A 19,424-nucleotide genomic window follows, 5' to 3' on the forward strand; every position below is an offset into this window, starting at 1 on the left:
CTGGGTCAAATCATCTAATGCGCCAGGTTTTGGGCGCTTGCGCCCTTATTCCGACTCGGGTGCGGCAGGTTTTTTGCTGCGGGTAGTGGTCGCCTTTTTTGCCGGAGTTTTCTTTGCAGGCGCATCCATATCGGTCGCGCTGGCCTTTTTGACGCGCGTCGTTGTCGATTTCTTGGCTGTTGTTTTTGCGGTTGTCGCTTTTGGAGCGGCTGTTTTCTTGGTCGTCGTTTTCGCAGCGGTTTTGCCGCGCGCCGATTTCTTTTCGGGTGCGGCGGCAAGCAAGGCGACGCACTCGTCCAGTGTCAGGGATTTTGGATCCTTGTCCTTGGGGATTTTGGCGTTCTTTTTGCCGTCGGTTATGTAGGGGCCGTAGCGACCGTTTTGCACTGACACACCGTTATCAAACTGGGTGATGTAGCGATTCTTCTCGGCGAGTTTTTTGATCTCGATGATTTCGAGCGCGCGGGGCAATTCGATGGTGTACGGATCGTCATCCTTGCCCAGCGATGCGTACATCTTGCCGAATTTCACGAAGGGGCCGAAGCGGCCGATGGCAACCTCGACTGGTTCGCCTTCCGGGGTTTCCCCCAGATGTCTTGGCAGTTGAAACAGATCCAGCGCTTCATCCAGCGTGATGGTGGCAATGCTCTGGCTGCGCTTGAGCGAAGCGAACTTGGGCTTTTCCTCGTCGTCCTTGGTGCCGATCTGGGCGAAGGGGCCGAATCGCCCGAGCCGGACGGAGACGGGTTTGCCCGATTTGGGATCGATTCCCAGTTCACGCCCCTGGGCGGCCTCCTGCCGGGTGACATTCTCATTGGTGTGCTCGACGCGGTCATGGAAGGGCGTCCAGAACTCGCGCATCAATGGCACCCAATCGCGCTCGCCGCGGGATACGGCATCCAGGTCGTCTTCCAGCTTGGCGGTGAATTCGTAATCGACGATGTCGCGGAAGTAATCGGTCAGAAAGCCATTGACGACGCGGCCCATATCGGTGGGTTTGAAGCGTCTCTGGTCGAGCAGCACGTATTCGCGCGCCTGAAGTGTGGAGATGATGCTGGCATAGGTCGAAGGGCGACCGATACCGTACTCTTCCAGCGTTTTGACCAGACTTGCCTCGGTAAAGCGCGGTGGTGGCTCGGTGAAGTGCTGGTCGGCCGCGATGTCGTTCAGGGCGATCTTGTCGCCTACGGCCAACGGCGGCAGACGGCGATCCTCGTCATTGTCTCCGGACGTATCGTCTTCATCCTCGCGATAAAGCGCGATGAAGCCAGGGAATTTGAGGGTGGAGCCATTGGCGCGGAAGCTATGCTGATCATTGACCGCGAGATCGACAGAAACCTGATCGTAGACAGCCGGTGTCATTTGCGAAGCGACTGCGCGCTTGAAAATCATTTCATACAGGCGGAACTGATCCTTGTTCAGGAACGCGCGTACCGATTCGGGGGTATTCGCTGCTGAAGTCGGACGGATGGCCTCATGCGCTTCCTGCGCGTTTTTGGATTTGGTCTTGTAGCGGTTCGCGTTGGCGGGAAGGTAGGCTGCACCGTACTTCTCGCCGATATGTGCCCGAATCTCCGTGAGCGCGTCCTCGGAGAGCGTCACGGCATCGGTTCGCATGTAGGTAATCAAGCCCACGGCGCCCGCGCCGATGTCGACACCTTCGTACAACTCCTGAGCCAGGCGCATGACGCGCGATGCGGAGAGCCCCAGTTTGCGAACCCCTTCCTGCTGGAGCGTCGAGGTGGTAAATGGCGGTGCCGGGTTGCGCTTGCGTTCGCGTTTTTCCACCGAGCGGACGGTGAGCGTGCCGGCGGCGGCTTCGAGGATCCGGCTGCGTGCGGATTGCGCGTCCGTTTCGTTGGTCAGGGTGAATTGTTCGACCTTTTGCCCGTCCAGTGTCAGCAGGCGCGCATTGAATCGACTCTTTTCGGCAGCCCGATCGGCCTGGCAGTCGGCGAGAATGGTCCAGTATTCCTGCGGGGTGAACGCCTCGATTTCGGCCTCGCGTTCGACGATCAGGCGCAGGGCGGGGCTTTGCACACGTCCGGCGGATAGCCCCGGATTGATCTTTTTCCACAAGAGCGGCGAGAGGTTGAAGCCCACGAGATAATCGAGCGCGCGGCGTGCCTGCTGGGCATTGATCAGATCGATGGAAAGATCACGAGGATGCGCGACCGCTTCCTGTACCGCTTTTTTGGTGATTTCGTAGAACACCACCCGTTGCGCCGTCTTGTTCTTCAGCAAGCCTGCTTCCGCCAAGAGTTCGCGCAAGTGCCAGGAAATGGCCTCGCCTTCGCGATCGGGGTCGGTTGCGAGCAGGAGGGTGTCGGCTGATTTCAGTGCCTTTTTAATGGCATCGACGTGGCGAATGTTCTTTTCGATCAGCGCGTAGCTCATCGCAAAGTCGTGCGCTGTATCCACAGCGCCGTCTTTGGGGATCAGGTCGCGCACATGGCCATAGGACGCGAGTACCTCGTAGCCGGGGCCGAGGTATTTCTTAATGGTTTTCGCCTTGGCGGGCGACTCAACGATAACAAGCGTTTGGCTCATAGGGACTCGGCGATCTTAAGGATGCTAATCAGGTGTATTAAGAAATCTCTGCAAGAATCAATCCATGGCTTCGTGCTGAAACACCCGTGCCGATAAACGCCCGGCACGGGCAATCAATTCAATGACTTGCATCATTGAGCGGCAGGGCGTCGATGCCCTGCGCGGGAAGATCTGTATTTGTGCAGACCTCCGCTAAAAATCAGTGCAACAATTCTGCTGTTTCGGCGAACACGAGGTCTTCCATCCAGGCAAATGCGGCTTCCTCGCCGGGTCGGGCGAACAGCACGAGCATGACGACCCATTTGATGTCTTCGAGATCCAGTTCTTCGTTATCCAATGCCAGTGCGCGCTCGATGACGGTTTCCCGTGTCTGGGCGCTCAAGATACCAATAGCCTCGAGTTGGACCAGCAGGCCACGCGACTCGACATCCAGGGCCATCTGTTCCTCGGCCGTAAATACGCGGAACGAGGTTGGCTTGGGCGCGCTGACTTCTGCCAGCGGCAAGTTGGATAGCTCTGCCGGTTCGCTGGCTGCCGCATCCAGCCAGGAAAACGCGCGTCCGATCTCATCAGCGTCAAAACCGGCATGGAGCAGTTTTTTCTGGAGATCCGTGCGCAGCGGCGCTGGAGGCAAGTGGGGTTCTTCTTCCATATGGTTTTCAAACAGATACATCAACAAATCAAGCACGGTTTCTTTCATGGAATCTCTCAGGGGACGAAGTTGAACGACGCACGGTTGCCCGTCCGTCAGGCCGTTCTCACATACAACCCTCCGGGTAAGGTGGTGACGTGTCCAGCAAGTTCAAGCATGAGGAGGATGGAGGAAACTTCGGCGGGGGTCAATCCGCTGGATGCAATCAGCGTGTCTGCAGATTGAGGATCGAAGCCAAGACAGTCCAGAATTTTCTGTTGTTCCGGGTCGAGGTGGGCGGCGGGAACGGTGGTTGGCTCTGGTTCGAACGAGGCGGTGTCGACCATTTGACGCAGGCGTGCGCCGAGGGTGTCGATGAGTTCCTCGAAAATGTCCTGGGCGGTTTCGACCAGCTTGGCGCCTTCCCGGATCAGTCGGTGCGGGCCGCGACTCAAGGGGTTGTGGATCGATCCGGGTATGGCAAAGACTTCGCGCCCCTGCTCGGCGGCAAGGCGCGCGGTAATGAGCGAACCGCTCTGCAGGCTGGCTTCTACAATCAAAACGCCTTCCGACAGACCGCTGATCAGCCGATTGCGCCGAGGGAAATGCTCCTTTCTGGCCAGGGTGCCGGGGGGCCATTCGCTGATGAGCAAGCCACCCTGTGCCACGATTTGCTCGGCGAGTTCACGGTGTTCGCGCGGGTAGATGATATCCGGTCCGGTTCCCATGACGGCAATGGTGGCGCCGTGAGCGGCCAGAGCCCCGCGATGGGCAGCGGCGTCAATTCCCAGCGCCAGTCCGCTGGTGATGACGAGGCCCTGCGCGGACAGATAGCGGGCGAAGGCGCGCGCATTGTTAATCCCGCCGCTCGTCGGTGTACGGGCGCCGACGATGGCAAGTTGTGGTTCTTGCATTAGCCGGATGTCGCCTTTGCCAAAGAGTGCCGCAGGCGCGTCGGGAAGGTCGGCAAGTTGCGGTGGGTAGGATTTTTCCCCGGCGAGTACCAGATGGTGCTGTTCGGATTCATTGAGCCAGGACAGCATGGTTTCGACACGATCAGCCATGCCGCGAGGTTGTTGATGGGCCAGAGAAGCGGGTAGGCCCAGGCGGATCCATTCCGATGCGGGTGCCTGTAGGGCTGCCAGCGGTGTTTCGAATGCATCCAGAAGTCGGCGCAGACGTTTCGGGCCCATGCCATTGATGGTGATCAGAAACAGTAACGCCCGGCGCGCATCGGCGTCGGGCGTTGTTTGGTGCTCAGAGGTCAGCAAGGGAGCCTCTGCACGAATCGATAGTGTCTCTGCGGGCCGCCAAGGGTCCAGGTGCAAGGCGCGGTGCGCGGGGAATGGCCGTAGCCATTCTCAAGCGCCGCAACGCCGCAGATGGGCCCTTGACGGCCCGCCCGGATGGGGCTTGCGGGTTTGCCCGCACTCGGCGTTGCTGCCTCTTGATGGGCAATGAGCCCATCTTCGAGTCGGCGCCTTGATTGCGAACAAACCCGCAAGCCAGAGGCACCATCGATTCGTGCAGAGGCTCCCAAGGAAAAGACACGGTCCTGAGGCTGGGCGCCTCAGTCGGCCGTTGGGGTTTGCAGCAAATCGCCAATGCGCACTGGCCGCTTGGTTTGAACCACCAGCGCCAAGCTTGCGCGATCGTACACACGGAAGACCATGGCGGTGCCGATTGGGAAGTCGGGCAATTTGACTCTGGGCGGCGAAGGAATTTCAAAGCCTTCAGGCTTGCTGTTTTCTGCCAGCTCTTTGGGGTTGATTGTGTACTTGTCACTGACAATTTGGCCAGGCTTGCTGATGCGCAGCATATCGCCGGGTACCAGGCCGTTATTACTGCCGGCATTGATAATCACAACCTGATAGGTCGCAACTTGTGTAATGGCATCGGGGATGTCGATAACGACCGCGTTGATTGGCACGGCCGGAATACTGGGCGTGACATCGTGGTCGAACGGTTCGTTGATGACGGGTAGCACACGGTCGCCATCCAGGATTTCGCGGGCACTTTTGGTGATGCGCAACGTCGTCGGGTCACCGCGGTGCATCACTTCGGCCTGACCTTTGTAGATGGCGCGATAGCCGAGGAAGTCGCCTGTGACCGGGTCGACCAGCGGCCTGCCCTTGCCGAGAATGGAGAACGTGTTCGAGTTTTCCGTCAGCGCCGGGCGTGCGTACACGACATCACCGAAACTGGTGGACGTCGTTTGATCACGATTTGCCAGAACATAAGGTGCCGATTCTAATTGTTTTTCCGACATGATCTGGTCATACGACAGGAAGGGTTTCAAATCTTCCAAGGGGATGGCCGATATTGCGGGCGGCAGTGTCTCGTAGCGAATATGGGGGCGCAGGGTGATGCCCAGGCGCGGTTTACCGCCGATGTACATGATGCCGATCTTGTCGCCGGGGTATATTTTGTGCGGGTTTTTGATTTCGGGGTTGTCATACCAGATTTCAGGCCAGTAGTAGGGGTCTTTCAGGAAGTGGTTGGCGATCGACCAGAGCGTGTCGCCCTTCTTGACGGTGTATTCATTGGCCTTGAGCGAAATGAACTGCGCCTTGGTTTCGTCCGGAGTCAGCGTGCCTTTGACCGGGCCGCGCGTGGCGCCAAGCGGCAGTCCATCCGGCGCGGGCTGGTTCACGATATTGACGGGCGGACGCTCGGCAGCACAGCCAGACAGCAACGCGGTGGTAATGAGGGAAAACGAGAGTAGAACCGGTAATCCTTTTGACGATCTCATGGGCAACATCCTTGGGTTTTCAGCCGAAAACGGGGCAACATTGGGGCAGTGGCCGAACCCTTGGTGCTTGTGGGTTCGCGCAACACCGCCCGTGTACATGACTCAAGTATGTGGTCTAGGCAAGTGGCCTAGGTACAAAGCTTGGGCTCGCGTACAATGTTGCGGCAAATAAGCTTATTTGTAAAAGAATTTGAGCGCCGCGTCCACAGGCGCGTGCAGATTGATCTGCAAAATAGGTGGGCGGTGATGTTTTTCTGCGATGATGGATAGCTGTCTGGTGTTGTTTTTCGGGGTTTTTGCCCTAGGTTGAGGATATGGGGTTGTGCCGCCATGAACGAACACTTAAATGAGTGTTCATGAAGAATTAAAAATCACATTTTTTGATTTTCGTCCTCTGAATTATTCCAGGATGGAATGATTCTTAAGTTTCCCTAAGGCTGGATGTGTGATCCCCCCCCCCCCGGAATTTATTCCAAGTATTTTTTAGTGAGTTTTGTTGGATATGTCGTTACTTGAAGTGTTGCTTTTTCCCGATGAAAGACTGCGCCGGGTGGCTGCCGAGGTGAAGCAGTTTGACGCGCGCGTCCAGCGTTTAAGTGAGCAGATGCTGGAAACAATGTATGACTCTCGCGGCGTCGGTTTGGCCGCGACGCAAGTCAACGTGCACGAACGATTGTTTGTGGCGGACTGTGCCGAGGACGGATGTGCCCCGGAGCCATTGGTTTTCATCAATCCTGTGATTCTTGATCGCAGTGGCTCGGTCGAATCGGAAGAAGGTTGCCTTTCGATCCCCGGTGTCACCGACAAGGTGATGCGCGCAGAAGCCGTTCACGTGCGCGCGCAGGATGCTTCTGGCAAGAGTTTTGAACGTGAGGCGAGTGGTTTGCTGGCTATCTGTATTCAGCATGAAATCGACCATCTCGATGGGCGTCTTTTTATCGATTACCTTTCGCCGCTCAAGCGCCAGCGTATCCGCAAGAAACTCGAAAAGGCCCAGCGCCAGAAGGAATCAGCATGAAGGAATCGGCATGACGGTGCGCATCATCTACGCGGGCACGCCCTTGTTTGCCGTGCCTGCTCTCCAAGCTTTGGCGGCGGATGATTCAGTGGAACTGGTGGCGGTGTACACCCAGCCCGACCGTCCCTCCGGTCGCGGGCAGAAATTAACACCGTCACCGGTGAAGGAAGCCGCGCTGGCGATGGGAATCCCCGTGGAACAGCCGTCGAGCTTGCGTGATGAATCGGCGCAGGCTGCGCTGGCCGGTTACCGACCCGACCTCATGGTTGTTGCCGCCTATGGCCTTATTCTCCCGGTTCCGGTTCTGGAAACCCCGCGACTGGGTGCGATCAATATTCACGCCTCGCTGTTGCCGCGCTGGCGTGGTGCGGCTCCCATTGCGCGTGCCATCGAAGCGGGCGATTCGGTGACGGGTATCACGATCATGCAGATGGCCGAGGGCCTGGATACCGGCGATATGTTGCACAAGGTCGAGCTGGCCATTCGGCCAACCGATACGGCGGCCACGCTGCATGATCGATTGGCCGAATTGGGCGCGCAGGCCTTGATGGCCGCGTTGCCCGGTATCATCGCAGGTTCAATCACGCCCGAGCCGCAGGATGATGCCCAGGCCTGCTATGCGGCGAAATTGAGCAAGGCGGAAGGTCGCCTGGACTGGCGCGAACCGGCCGACCTGCTGGCACGCCGCGTGCGCGCGTTCGATCCATGGCCGGTTGCGTATACCGAGTTCAAGTCTGCCCCATTGCGAATATGGTCCGCAGAAGTCGAACCGAACAGCCCGAAAGCCGAACCCGGTACCGTGGTCGCGGTGGATGCTTCGGGGTTTGTTGTGTCTACTGCCGCAGGGGGGGTGCGGGTGCTGGCCTGTCAGCAGGCGGGTGGAAAGCGGATTTGTGCGGCCGATTTTGCACGTAACCATCAACTGCTCGGTGCCCGCTTTGACTGATTCTTCCAAAAACGCGCAAAGAAATCCATGGGGCGGCCGTTCGGATCGATCTGCCCCATCTACCCCGAAAGGCCAGGCACAGAAGGGCTCTTCGGCGAAATCATCGCATAGGCCGCATCAGCGCTCGGCAGCCAACTTTGATCCGGATCGTCCCGTCCGGGTCGATCCGCGCACCTTGCCCCGATTGTCTCCCGAAGCCTTGACGGCTCAGCTTCTGCTGTCTGTCGTTGTTCAGGGGGTATCGCTCGATGCCGCCCTGGGGCGGGTGCTGTCCCAGGCGCAGCCGGTTCATCGCGGTCTGGTTCAGGCGATGGGCTACGAGGTGCTTCGGCATTATGAGGCGCTGGTATTCTGGCGAGATAGCCTGCTGGAGCGACCCATCCCCGCCAAATCGGCCATTATCGCGTTGTTGCTTCTGGTCGGGCTGGAGCGCATTCGCGGCGCACGTCGAGAGGCCTCGCGCTCTGTCAATTCCGCTGTGCAAGCCGCAAGGGAGCTCGGGCATCCGTGGGCGACCGGTTTGCTCAATGCAGTGTTGAGACGAGCGGCGCGTCAAATCGAGGAAGGTGTTGATCCCTTTGCCGGAGCCACGCCTGCTGCTGCCGCGCGCTTGCCGGCGTGGTTGTTCGAGGCGCTGGTGGCCGATTGGGGGGAGGAGCGCGCGTCCCGCCTAGGGTTCGCGCTGGCGACGCATCCACCCATGACCTTGCGTGTGGTGGGTGATCGGGCGGTTTATGGCGAGCAACTGACTTCGATGGAGATCGAGGCAAACCCCACGGCCTTTTCGACGCGCGGACTCAATCTGGTCCATCCCATGGATGTCGACCGCCTGCCCGGTTTCGGCGAGGGGCAGGTGTCGGTTCAGGATGAAGCCGCCCAGTGGGTTGTCGACCTGCTCGATCTGGCGCCGGGGCAGCACGTGCTCGATGCCTGTAGCGCGCCCGGCGGCAAGACGCTGGCCATGTTGCAACATCAACCCCAAGCAAGTGTGACGGCAGTGGATATCGATACCACGCGTATGGCCCGGGTGCAGGAAAACCTGGAGCGCGGTCAGGTGTTCGCCCGTTTGATTGTTGGTGATGCGGGCGCACCGCAAGACTGGTGGGATGGTCAGCCGTTCGATCGCATCCTTGCCGATGTGCCCTGCTCGGCAACGGGGGTGATCCGGCGTCATCCCGACATCAAACGTTTACGCCGACCGGAAGACTTGCCCGTTCTGGTCGCGCGACAGGCTGCGATTCTCGATGCGCTCTGGTCACTGCTCAAGTCGGGCGGGCGTATGGTCTATGCCACCTGTTCCATCCTGGATCGGGAAAACGCGGCGCAGATTGCCGCGTTCTTGCGGCGGCATGGTGATGCGCGTGCGCTGCCCATGGCTGTGGATTGGGGCGAGATGCGACAAACCGATGGGCAGTTTCTGGGGCGACAGGTTTTCCCTGTTCCGGAAGGGCACGATGGGTTCTTTTATGCTGTGCTGGAAAAAAACTGATCGGGCGGTTGATCGCTGCCGCGCTGCAGTGTCGGCGCTGTCGTTTTTCCTGCTCCTTCTGTTCGCGCTGCCCGGGACCGAGGCCAGTGCCTCCAGCGCGACCATTGTGCGCGCACATGCGGAGATTCGAGAGGGTGTCGTCTATCTCGATGTCGACCTCAAGCTTGTGCTCGACAAGGAGATGATTGATGCCATGCGCAATGCCATCCCACTCAACCTGTCGATGATTTCCGTCATCGAATCGCCGCGTGACTGGTGGTTTCCTGATGAAGTTGCCTCGGATCAGCGGCGTTATCAACTGGAGTACCATGCACTGTCAAAAACCTGGCTCGTGACCGATACGCTTGAACACGAGGCGCGCAGTTTCAGTACCTTGGATGGTGCGTTGCGCTCTCTGCAACGGATTCGTGCGTGGCCGGTGACGACCGCCAAGCATCTGAAAGGCCGCGGCCCGTTGGTCGGGCGGGTGCGTATGGTGCTGGATGTCAACAAATTGCCCTTGCCACTGAGGTTGCCGGCCTTGTTCGATTCCCGCTGGTCACTCAATAGCGATTGGTTTTCCTGGGCTGTGCCGACAGTCGGGGCAGATACGGGAGACGGTTTGTGAAGTTTGTCGGCCGCTGGGGGCAGTTCTACACCCGTTGGATTCGTCGACTGGTACCACCGATCAGCGTGATGGTCGTCGTACTGTTGTTGATTCTGATGTATTTGATTTCGGAATCGCTCCAGCGGGCCAACCAGCCGGAGCATCTCTATCTTTCCCTGTTGGGGCTGTCTGCGCTGGGGATTCTGTTTCTGGCTGCGGTCGTACTCGGGCACATCATCCGGCTGGTCAGCAATTATCGGCGCGGGGTGCCCGGCGCTCGCCTGACCGCGCGGCTGGTGCTCACGTTTGTCGGACTGACTTCGACCCCCGTGCTCATCGTGTTTTATTTTTCCGTATCGTTCATCCAGCGTGGCATCGATTCCTGGTTCGATGTGCAGGTCGAACAGGCGATGTCGGATGCACTCTCGTTGTCGCAATTGGCATTTGACGGGCAGATGCGTACCGCCATGAATGAAACCCTGCGGGCGGCCAAACAGCTCCAGGGCGTATCGGGTGATCTGGTTGCCCTGGATTTGAACGCGGTACGCCGCAATACCGGCGCCCATGAGATGACGATTTTCGGTTCTCGCAACCTGATTGTGGCCTCCGCCTCGGATGATATGCAGGCCATCGTGCCTTCCCGCCCGGACGAAACGGCACTGAGCCATGCCCGCGCAGGCAAGGACTTTATCGGGCTTGATCCCGGGGGCGGGGATTCCATGCGTATCCGGGTCGTCGTCCCGCTCACGGCGGGCCTGACCGGTGATGGCAGTAGTGAAGTCCTGCAGGCGCTGTATTCCATTTCGCCGCGTGCGAACCAGCTATCGAGTAGCGTGCAGGCTGCTTTCAACGAATACCGTTCCTTGATTTTTCTCCACAAATCGCTGAAAAGAACCTTTACCTTTGCGCTGACCTTGGCATTGCTGTTGTCCTTGCTGACGGCGGTATGGCTGGCCTTTATCGCCGCACGCAAGCTGTTGGCGCCGATTCAGGAGCTGGCTGCCGGGACACGAGCGGTCGCCGAGGGGGACTATAGCCTCCGCTTGCCTGTGGATCGTCGGGACGACCTGGGGCAGCTGGTGCAGTCGTTCAACACGATGACGGCGCGGGTGCGCCGGGCGCATCAGGTCATGCAGCAGCTTCAGGAAGTGGCGGATCAGGAACGCGATTATCTGGAGACGGTGATTCAACATCTTTCATCCGGTGTGCTGACTCTGTCGCCAGATGGCCGCATCACACGAAGCAATTCTGTCGTAACGCAATTGTTGAGTATCGCCAGCCAGCACATCGACGGTTGCACGCTGACCGAGATTTGCCAGACATACCCCCATCTGGAGCCGATCTGTGCCGCTTTCAGCCATCTGCTTGAGCCTGGGCAATTGCCGGCCGGTGCCACCGTTGAAGCCCAGGTGCGGATCATGGGCGATGCCGGGCGACGCATCTTGTTGAGTCGTGTGGCTGCATTGCCAGCCGATGATGTGACCGGTGGTTTTGTTCTGGTTTTCGAGGATGTCACCACCCTGATTCAGGCCCAGCGCGACGCGGCCTGGTCCGAAGTGGCGCGTCGGTTGGCGCATGAAATCAAGAACCCGCTTACGCCCATTCAGTTATCGGCGGAGCGCTTGCGTCGACGGTTGCTGGGCAACCTCAGCGATGAGTCCGCGCAGATTCTGGATCGCTCGACCCAGACCATCATCAGTCAGGTCGAGGCAATGAAGTTCATGGTGAATGAATTCGCCGAATACGCGCGCTCGCCACAGATCACCCTGAAATTGCTGGATCTGGATGAGCTGGTCTCGGAAGTTATCGATTTGTACAAAGGCGGCGATATCCCCGTGCTGCATCGATCCGCCGGGCATCCGCTGCCCGTGCGTGCCGATCCGGGGCGGATTCGGCAGGTATTGCACAACCTGATTCGCAATGCGCAGCAGGCAATGACCGAGCAGGGCTGCCCCGGCGGCGAACAACCCGAGGTGACGCTATCGACCGGGTTGCATCAGGAAGGCGGTCTGGTTCTGGTTGAGTTGACGGTAACCGATAATGGCCCGGGATTCCCTGAAGATATGATTGATCGCCTGTTTGAGCCGTACACCACGACACGCCCCAAGGGATCGGGACTGGGCTTGGCGATCGTGAAGAAAATCGTGGAAGAACATAGCGGTATGGTGCTGGCCTCCAATGTGCAGGATGGACCCGTCGAATTGCACGGTGATATCCCGGCGCGGGGTGTGGCCGGTACGAAAACAGGCGCGCGCATTGTGATTCGTTTACCCTTTGCGCTTCCAGAGATACCGGTGAATACGGAAGTGGAGACGATGTCGTCATCTTCGATCCTGACGGGTTCGCAGGAAGATCGTCCAGAAACGTCTCCCCTGGATTCGACAAGCAGGCATAATGCCCCGAGGGACTTGTTCCGCCGTCCGCACGAGACCCGTGCGGATGCCGATTTAGATCATTCAGGATAACAATGGCACACCATGAGTATTGGACACATTCTGGTCGTTGACGATGAAGTTGAAATTCGCAATTTGCTGGCGGAGTTGCTGGCGGATGAAGGGTATACGGTATCCAGCGCGGCCGATGCGAACGAAGCACGTGCCCTGATTGCCGCGCGTCGTCCGGATCTGATTCTTCTGGATATCTGGATGCCGGGCCAAGATGGTATTTCCCTGCTGCGTGAATGGGCCGAGCAGGATCAACTGGTTTGGCCGGTGGTCATGATGTCCGGTCATGGCACGGTGGAGACTGCGGTGGAAGCCACGCGATTAGGCGCATTCGATTTCATCGAAAAACCCATTTCACTCGACAAACTGCTGCTCGTCATCGAACACGGCCTTGAAAATAACCGTTTGAGCCGTGAAAACGAACAACTCAAGCGTAGCGTTCCCGATCCGTTCGAGTTGATCGGGGACAGCGAATACATGTCCACCCTGCGCTCACAGGCGAAAAAGGTCGCCGGGCATGATGCCTGGGTGCTCATCTCCGGCGAGCCGGGCACCGGCAAGCAGGCACTGGCGCGCTTTATCCACCAGCATTCACCCCGTCGACATTTCCCGTTCATCGATACCGGCGGCGTCGCCATGGGGGGGCGCCAGAATGCGGCCATCGAGCTGTTCGGTGCGGAAAGCGAGGGCAAGATCCGGTACGGTCTGCTCGAACAGGCCAATGGCGGCACGTTGTTCATTGCCGAAGCGGCGGATATGGACGAGCAGACCCAGATGCAGCTGATTTCCGCCCTCGAGAATCAGACCTTCTTCCGGGTGGGTGGCGCCGAACCGGTGCAGGTGGATGTACGCGTGATTGCGGCCACCCGCAAGGATCTGGAAACGGAAGTGCGGCAGGGACGGTTCCGGGAGGATCTGTTCTACCATTTGTCTGTCGTGCCCTTGCGGATCGAACCTCTGCGCCACCACGCCCAGGACGTGCCCGTGCTGCTCACCCACTATCTTGAAGCGGCGCATCGCATCGAAGGTTTACCCCGGCGCGAATTGACCATCGGGGCCCGCAACCTGCTCAAAGCCCATGCCTGGCCGGGCAATGTGCGCGAGTTGAAGAATCTGGTGCAACGCATGCTGATCCTTGGTACGGGCGATGCCATCGATGAACAGGAAGTGCAGCGGGCACTGGGTGTTCTGCCATCGATCGACGCATCAGACGATGCGGCCAGCTCGACCTTGATCTCCCTGAATCTCGATTTACCCTTGCGTGATGCGCGCGATGAGTTCGAGCGACGTTATCTGCTGGCGCAGCTCAAGAGTTGCGACGGATCAATGACCGAACTTGCCCGGCTGACCGGCATGGAACGGACCAATTTGTATCGCAAGCTGAAATCCTTGGGTATCAGCGCGAATGAACGCAGTTGAACACATTAAATAATTAAGGTTTTCTATGAAAATCATCATCCTGGGCGCAGGGCAGGTCGGATCCTCCCTGGCGACGGTGTTGTCTCATGAAACACGGAACTCGGTCACCGTCGTCGACACGGATGCCTCCGCGCTTGCGCGGCTGCAGGAGCGGCTCGATATTCGTACCGTCCAGGGGTACGGCGCCCAACCGAGCGTGTTGGGAGAGGCGGGCGCGGCGGATGCCGATGTGCTTATTGCCGTGACCAGTGCGGACGATACCAATATGCTGGCTTGCGAAGTCGCCTGGGTGTTGTACCGCACGCCGACCAAAATCGCCCGAATTCGTGTGTCCGACTTCCTCGATCACCCCGCCTTGTTCGATAACAACGCGATTCCGGTGGATTACATGATCAGCCCGGAGCGCTTGATCAAGGATTACATCGTCCGGCTCATCGAGTACCCGGATGCGTTGCAGGTGCGTGATTTCGCCGATGGCAAGCTTCGGCTGATCGGTATGCGCGCGGATGCCGACGGCCCGTTGGTCGGGCAGCCAATTCGCTATCTCGCCGCTCTTCTGCCCGATGTCGAGGCACGTGTGGCTGCCATTTTCCGGCGGGATACACCCTTGCATCCGGATGGTGCCACGGTGATCGAAGCCGACGATGAAGTGTTCTTTCTTGCCCGAACCGAGGACATCCGCAAGGTCATGAGCGTGATGCGTCGACTCGATCGACCGTATCGCCGCATCATGATCGCCGGTGGCGGCAATATCGGTGGCGGGCTGGCGGCCGCGCTGGAATCACGTTTTCAGGTCAAGCTCATCAGCAATAATCCCGAGAAGGCGCGCAAGTTGAGTGCCGATCTTGATCACACCATCGTACTGACTGGATCGGCGACCGACAGTGAGTTACTGATCGAAGAAAACATCGAGGATATGGATGTCTTTCTCGCGCTGACGAATGACGATGAAGACAACATTCTGGCCGCGATGCTGGCCAAACGGCTCGGCGCACGCAAGGTCATGTGTATCGTCAATCGCAGCGAGTATGTGGATCTGATCCATATGGGCACCATTGATATTGCGCTCTCGCCACACAACATCACCATCGGCAGCCTGATCACGCGTCTGCGTCGAGGAGATGTCGTCAGCGTGCATTCTCTGCGTCGTGGCGCGGCCGAGGCCATGGAAATCATTGCGCGCGGCGATGCCAATACGTCGCAGGTGGTCGGGCGTCGTGTAGACGCACTGAAGTTGCCGCCGGGTACGACCATCGGTGCGCTACTGCGCGAGGGCAATGTGCTGATCGCACATAATGACACGGTGATCGAGGCGGACGACCACGTCATTCTGTTCCTGACGGACAAGCGCCACGTACGGGATATCGAAGAGTTGTTCACCGTACGCTTCGGCTTCTTCTGATTCGAGAACAGGGTAAAGGACTCAGGCCATGCAGTTTATTGTCGTGTTCCGTGTGCTCGGATTGTTGCTGATGGTGTTCGGGCTGACGTTCATTCCTCCTTGGTTGGTGGGTTCGATGATGGGCGATGCCGATCTGCGCCCCTTCGAGTACAGTTTTTTCATCACAACGACGCTCGGGTTATTGATCTGGTTGCCGTTACGGAAATATCGACGCGAGCTTAAATTGCGGGATGGCCTGCTGATCGTCGTGCTGTTCTGGGTCGTGCTGGGGGTGATCGGTGCCTTTCCGATTTATTTCCAGCCGATGTTGCACATCAACTTCATTCAGGCCGTTTTTGAATCGGTTTCCGGTATCACCACCACGGGCGCAACGGTACTGGTCGGGCTGGATCAGCTGCCGCGTTCGTTGCTGTTCTATCGTCAGCAACTGCAATGGCTGGGCGGTTTGGGCATCATCGTGCTGGTAGTGGCCTTCCTGCCGCTGTTGGGCGTCGGTGGCATGCAGTTGTACAAAGCTGAAATTTCCGGCCCGATGAAGGATAACCGTCTGTCCGGCCGGATTTCTGAAACGGCCAAGCTGCTTTGGCTGGTCTATGCCGGCCTGACATTGCTGTGTGCCTTTTTGTTCAAGCTGGAAGGTATGAGCTGGTTCGATGCCGTCGGTCATGCGTTCTCCACGCTGGCGACGGGTGGCTTCTCAACGCACGACGCGAGTTTCGGTTATTTCAACAGCCCGGTAATGGAGATGACCGCGGTGGCCTTCATGCTGCTCGGTGCTACGCCAATGGCGCTGCATTATCTGGCCTTGCGTCAGTTTTCCTTACGGGTCTACCTGCTGAGCTCCGAGTTCAAGTTTTTCATCCTGTTGGTCATCGTACTGTACGTGCTCATGGTAGCAACCATGCTGTTCGATATGCCGAGAGTCGGCTGGCTGCATGATTTTCGTTGGGCGCTTTTCAATTTGGTGTCTTTTATTACGACAACCGGTTTCTCGATTACCGACCACACGACCTGGCCCTATTTTTTGCCCGTATTGCTGATTACCACGGCACTGATCGGGGGGTGCGCCGGTTCGACATCGGGAGGGCTCAAGAGTGTGCGCTTACTTCTCTTGACGCGGCAGGGGCTGAACGAAATTCGCCGATTGGTGCATCCCCATGCCGAGTTCGTGGTCAAGATGGGCGGGCACGCGATCGAACCGTCGGTGATCAGTGCCGTCTGGGCCTTTTTCTCCGCTTACGTATTCGTGTTTGTGCTGACTTTCTTCGCCATGATGATGACCGGGCTGGATATGGTCTCCGCCTATGGCGCCGCGATTGCGACCCTGACGAGCCTTGGGCCTGGCTTGGGTACGGTGGCCTATAATTTTGCCAGTGTGGGGAATGGCACTCTGATTGTCAGCATTGTGGCGATGATTCTGGGGCGTCTGGAAATCTTCACCGTTCTGGTGTTGTTTTTACCCATGTTCTGGCGGCGATGACCAAAAGAACTTCATCGGCCGGGTCGCCTGATTCATCCGCGTCTTCACGCCAAAGTGCGCGTGATGGGGCACTTGTCTGGGCGCAACCGTTCCGCTGGTCGTTTTTGTGCCCGCGTTATTGGCCTGTCTGGTTTTTCGTCGGGTTGCTGTGGTTGCTGGCTTATCTGCCGCACGCTGTCCGGCGGGCGCTTGCGATTGCTCTGGCCGGTCTTTATCAACGGGCCTACCCCAAGCGCCGCCGTATCGTCGAGCGTAACCTTGAAGTATGTTTTCCCGATCATGCATTGCAAGAGCGCCTGGCGTGGCGGGATGCGCATTTTCAATTGCAGGCCTATGCCGTGCTTGATTTGGGCAGGCTTTGGTTTCGCTCGGTGGATTACCTCAAAAGCCAGACAGAGGTAAGTGATCCCGAATTGTTCGCCCGCCTGATTCGCACAGGTGGCGTGGTGCTGACAGGGCATGGCGCCGGATTGGAGTGGATCGGCCATTTTTTCACCATGAACATGACCGGCTCGGCCATGTACAAACCCTTCGGTAAAAATCGACTGTTGAACTGGTTGTTCGAGCGCGGACGGGTGCGCCACGGTGCCCGCGTTTATCCGCGTGAACAAGGCTTGAAGCCGCATTTGCGTCATCTGCGGGCAGGGCAGGGGTTTTTCTACATTGCCGATGAAGATCTGGGCCAGGGGGATTCGGTATTCGCGCCGCTGTTCGGTGTCGAAAAGGCCACCATCCCACTGGCAGGCAGGATCGCTGCATTGGGTAAGGCAGAGATTTATCCCGCACTGGGGCAACTGGATATGGCCAGCGGACGGTATCGGTTGTTGCTTTTGCCGCCGGTTAAAGTGCCAGCGGAAGCCAGCACGGATGCGGCAGCGGTGATCAATCAGACATTGGAACGGTTGATCAGGGATGATCCGCCGCAATACATGTGGTCGCTGAAACTCTTCAAGACGGCGACGAGTGATCGAGCCGATCTGTACGCGTCTTAATCGACCATTCCCGAGGTGGCTTTCCCCGATATGTTGGGTTGGCGTCTGAATCGGCGATAAACCCATTGATATTGGGCCGGATTCTCCCGCACCATCTGTTCGATACCCTGATTCAGCGCGGCCAGCGCGATGGCCGGATCGGGGTCGTACATGCCGATCGGCGCTTCAAAATAACCCAGACGATAACCCTGCCCGCGAGGCAGGCGTTCGGTGCGTCCCAGAATGGCAATCGCGCCGGTTTTTTGCATCAGGTTATGCACGAGTGTCAGGGTGTAGGCGGGATGACCGAAAAACGGCGCAAACGCACCTTCGCCGACATTCGGCTCCTGATCGGGCAAAATCGCCACCAGTTCGCCCCGCCGCAAAGCCATCAGCAATGCTTTCACGCCGTGGCGATTGGCAGGCACGAGCCTGCCGCCGAACCGTTCGCGCGAACGGTTCATCAAGGCTTCGAAGGCCGGTTCCCTCGGCGGGCGGTACAGTGTGGTCATCTGCGTGCGCGTGGCGGTAAACAGGCCGCCCAGTTCCCAGGCCCCGCTGTGCGGCGCGAGCAGAATGACGCCCCTGTCCGCAGCCATCGCTTGAATCAGAATCTCTTCGTTCCGCACTTCGCGGGCCAGCGTTTCGATTTGTTCCCTAGAACCTTGCCAGATGACGCCCAGCTCGGTCAGCGTCTTGCCCGTTTCGAGCAACGTCTCCCAGACCAGCTGATCTTGCTGTTCGGTCGATAATTCCGGCAGGCAGCGGCGAATGTTGTCTGCCGCGGTTTTGCGCATTGAACTGTGGGTTATCCAGGCGAGCCAGCCGATGCCCGCGCCGATGGCATGGCTCAAGCGCAGCGGCAACCGGGCGAACAGTCGCAAGAGTCCCCTGAGTAGAAGCAATCTTAGCGCGCTTCGTCTGGGGCGTCCGTGGCTTTGTGCGGTGCGCTTGTTCATCGTGTCTGCGCTGATAGCGCCTTCTCCAAACCATCGCGCATCAATGGCGTGAGCGTGACGGCCAGTGAGCGGAACAGTTGCGGATTAAGTCGCTCCTCGGCGGCCAGCAATTGCTTGAAATGCTCGCGCTGCGTGGGTTTGGCAAAACAGGCGGGGCAGTTGTCCCGGATCACCGGCAGCAGGTTTTGGGTGGCGAAATCCGCCAGCATGCGTTCCCGCACACGAACGAACGGACGGATGATGCGAACATCACCCGCGTCGTTGAGATAATGCGCTTTCATCGTGTTGAGTTTGCCGCCATGAAACGCGCTCATCAGGAAGCTTTCGGCCAGATCATCGAGGTGCTGGCCGAGTGCAAGTACGTTATAACCCTCCCGCCTGGCCGCTTTGTACAGCAGGCCGCGTTTCATACGGGCGCAAAAGGCGCAATAGGAATCGCCGCGCATGTGCTCATTGGCCAGACCGACAATATCTTCCCGTTCCACGAAATAGGGGATGCCGAGTTTTTCGAGATAAGGCACCAGCGGCGCGGGATCGAATCCGCCAACCTGCGGGTCGACCGTGATGGCGGCCAGATCTAAGGAGATCGGTGCCCGGCGCTGAACATGCCGCAGGCAATGGAGCAGGGAAAGCGAATCTTTACCGTATGGGCTATAAAAATAGGGGGAATATGCAATTGAAAAGATGCCAACGACAAGGTTGACGCCATATAAATATTCCATTTGTTTTACAAAAAATACAGAAAATGTAAAGTTATGTGAGTTTTGTAGCAAGTTG

Annotated in this window: 15 protein-coding genes; 9 read left to right on the plus strand and 6 right to left on the minus strand. The window is 58.3% G+C overall.

The features are described from left to right. Positions 1-45 precede the first annotated feature (45 nt). The 4 genes from PHD44_RS00220 to PHD44_RS00235 all read right to left on the minus strand — a co-directional run bounded on the left by PHD44_RS00220 (position 46) and on the right by PHD44_RS00235 (position 5,933). Positions 46-2,550 (minus strand): DNA topoisomerase I, encoded by a 2,505-nt coding sequence (locus PHD44_RS00220; RefSeq protein ID WP_300186615.1) that lies wholly within the window; start codon positions 2,548-2,550, stop codon positions 46-48. A gap of 199 nt (positions 2,551-2,749) precedes the next feature. After that, complete coding sequence (locus PHD44_RS00225; protein WP_300186616.1) at positions 2,750-3,250, minus strand: DUF494 domain-containing protein; 501 nt, start codon at positions 3,248-3,250, stop codon at positions 2,750-2,752. Positions 3,251-3,297: 47 nt separating this feature from the next. After that, positions 3,298-4,452, minus strand: a complete 1,155-nt coding sequence (gene dprA, locus PHD44_RS00230; RefSeq protein ID WP_300186617.1) for a DNA-processing protein DprA — start codon at positions 4,450-4,452, stop codon at positions 3,298-3,300. Between the two features lie 299 nt (positions 4,453-4,751). Next, complete coding sequence (locus PHD44_RS00235) at positions 4,752-5,933, minus strand: LysM peptidoglycan-binding domain-containing protein (protein WP_300186618.1); 1,182 nt, start codon at positions 5,931-5,933, stop codon at positions 4,752-4,754. A 502-nt stretch (positions 5,934-6,435) separates the two neighbouring features. Here PHD44_RS00235 and def point away from each other — a divergent pair. The 9 genes from def to PHD44_RS00280 are packed head-to-tail and all read left to right on the plus strand — an operon-like array spanning position 6,436 to position 17,709. Then, positions 6,436-6,951, plus strand: coding sequence for a peptide deformylase (gene def / locus PHD44_RS00240; RefSeq protein ID WP_300186619.1), 516 nt, complete (start codon positions 6,436-6,438; stop codon positions 6,949-6,951). Between the two features lie 10 nt (positions 6,952-6,961). Further along, a complete protein-coding gene (gene fmt, locus PHD44_RS00245; protein ID WP_300186620.1) occupies positions 6,962-7,897 on the plus strand; it encodes a methionyl-tRNA formyltransferase in 936 nt (311 codons plus the stop codon). Further along, positions 7,890-9,386 carry a 16S rRNA (cytosine(967)-C(5))-methyltransferase RsmB gene (rsmB, locus tag PHD44_RS00250; protein WP_300186621.1) on the plus strand — a complete coding sequence of 499 codons (1,497 nt, stop codon included), beginning with the start codon at positions 7,890-7,892 and terminating at the stop codon, positions 9,384-9,386. The genes fmt and rsmB overlap by 8 nt, the downstream gene beginning before the upstream one ends. Further along, on the plus strand, positions 9,352-9,993 hold the full coding sequence (locus PHD44_RS00255) for a DUF4390 domain-containing protein (protein WP_300186622.1): 642 nt from the start codon (positions 9,352-9,354) through the stop codon (positions 9,991-9,993). The genes rsmB and PHD44_RS00255 overlap by 35 nt, the downstream gene beginning before the upstream one ends. Next, a complete protein-coding gene (locus PHD44_RS00260; RefSeq protein WP_300186623.1) occupies positions 9,990-12,437 on the plus strand; it encodes an ATP-binding protein in 2,448 nt (815 codons plus the stop codon). Before PHD44_RS00255 ends, PHD44_RS00260 begins: the two co-directional genes overlap by 4 nt. A 12-nt stretch (positions 12,438-12,449) precedes the next feature. Continuing rightward, positions 12,450-13,835: a sigma-54 dependent transcriptional regulator gene (locus PHD44_RS00265; protein WP_300186624.1), complete on the plus strand. Its 1,386-nt coding sequence runs from the start codon at positions 12,450-12,452 to the stop codon at positions 13,833-13,835. A 25-nt stretch (positions 13,836-13,860) separates the two neighbouring features. Further along, positions 13,861-15,237 (plus strand): Trk system potassium transporter TrkA, encoded by a 1,377-nt coding sequence (trkA, locus tag PHD44_RS00270; protein WP_300186625.1) that lies wholly within the window; start codon positions 13,861-13,863, stop codon positions 15,235-15,237. A gap of 28 nt (positions 15,238-15,265) precedes the next feature. After that, positions 15,266-16,717: a potassium transporter TrkG gene (locus PHD44_RS00275; protein ID WP_300186626.1), complete on the plus strand. Its 1,452-nt coding sequence runs from the start codon at positions 15,266-15,268 to the stop codon at positions 16,715-16,717. Continuing rightward, positions 16,714-17,709 (plus strand): lysophospholipid acyltransferase family protein, encoded by a 996-nt coding sequence (locus PHD44_RS00280; protein ID WP_300186627.1) that lies wholly within the window; start codon positions 16,714-16,716, stop codon positions 17,707-17,709. The genes PHD44_RS00275 and PHD44_RS00280 overlap by 4 nt, the downstream gene beginning before the upstream one ends. On the opposite strand, the gene PHD44_RS00285 is transcribed toward PHD44_RS00280, so the two are convergent. Both PHD44_RS00285 and PHD44_RS00290 read right to left on the minus strand, forming a co-directional pair. Further along, on the minus strand, positions 17,706-18,647 hold the full coding sequence (locus PHD44_RS00285) for a lysophospholipid acyltransferase family protein (RefSeq protein WP_300186628.1): 942 nt from the start codon (positions 18,645-18,647) through the stop codon (positions 17,706-17,708). The two genes, PHD44_RS00280 and PHD44_RS00285, sit on opposite strands and share 4 nt — an antisense overlap. Further along, complete coding sequence (locus PHD44_RS00290; protein ID WP_300186629.1) at positions 18,644-19,369, minus strand: tRNA 2-thiocytidine biosynthesis TtcA family protein; 726 nt, start codon at positions 19,367-19,369, stop codon at positions 18,644-18,646. Before PHD44_RS00290 ends, PHD44_RS00285 begins: the two co-directional genes overlap by 4 nt. Positions 19,370-19,424: the final 55 nt, after the last annotated feature.

The organism is Halothiobacillus sp., assembly GCF_028710545.1.
In the GTDB taxonomy this organism is placed as follows: Bacteria; Pseudomonadota; Gammaproteobacteria; order Halothiobacillales; family Halothiobacillaceae; genus Halothiobacillus.

Excerpts from the sequence above, each read along its gene's own strand:
- PHD44_RS00220 (WP_300186615.1), bottom strand. The coding sequence starts at position 2,550 with ATGAGCCAAACGCTTGTTATCGTTGAGTCGCCCGCCAAGGCGAAAACC.
- PHD44_RS00225 (WP_300186616.1), bottom strand. The coding sequence starts at position 3,250 with ATGAAAGAAACCGTGCTTGATTTGTTGATGTATCTGTTTGAAAACCAT.
- PHD44_RS00235 (WP_300186618.1), bottom strand. The coding sequence starts at position 5,933 with ATGAGATCGTCAAAAGGATTACCGGTTCTACTCTCGTTTTCCCTCATT.
- def (WP_300186619.1), top strand. The coding sequence starts at position 6,436 with ATGTCGTTACTTGAAGTGTTGCTTTTTCCCGATGAAAGACTGCGCCGG.
- fmt (WP_300186620.1), top strand. The coding sequence starts at position 6,962 with ATGACGGTGCGCATCATCTACGCGGGCACGCCCTTGTTTGCCGTGCCT.
- PHD44_RS00255 (WP_300186622.1), top strand. The coding sequence starts at position 9,352 with ATGGGTTCTTTTATGCTGTGCTGGAAAAAAACTGATCGGGCGGTTGAT.
- PHD44_RS00265 (WP_300186624.1), top strand. The coding sequence starts at position 12,450 with ATGAGTATTGGACACATTCTGGTCGTTGACGATGAAGTTGAAATTCGC.
- trkA (WP_300186625.1), top strand. The coding sequence starts at position 13,861 with ATGAAAATCATCATCCTGGGCGCAGGGCAGGTCGGATCCTCCCTGGCG.
- PHD44_RS00275 (WP_300186626.1), top strand. The coding sequence starts at position 15,266 with ATGCAGTTTATTGTCGTGTTCCGTGTGCTCGGATTGTTGCTGATGGTG.
- PHD44_RS00280 (WP_300186627.1), top strand. The coding sequence starts at position 16,714 with ATGACCAAAAGAACTTCATCGGCCGGGTCGCCTGATTCATCCGCGTCT.
- PHD44_RS00285 (WP_300186628.1), bottom strand. The coding sequence starts at position 18,647 with ATGAACAAGCGCACCGCACAAAGCCACGGACGCCCCAGACGAAGCGCG.
- PHD44_RS00290 (WP_300186629.1), bottom strand. The coding sequence starts at position 19,369 with ATGGAATATTTATATGGCGTCAACCTTGTCGTTGGCATCTTTTCAATT.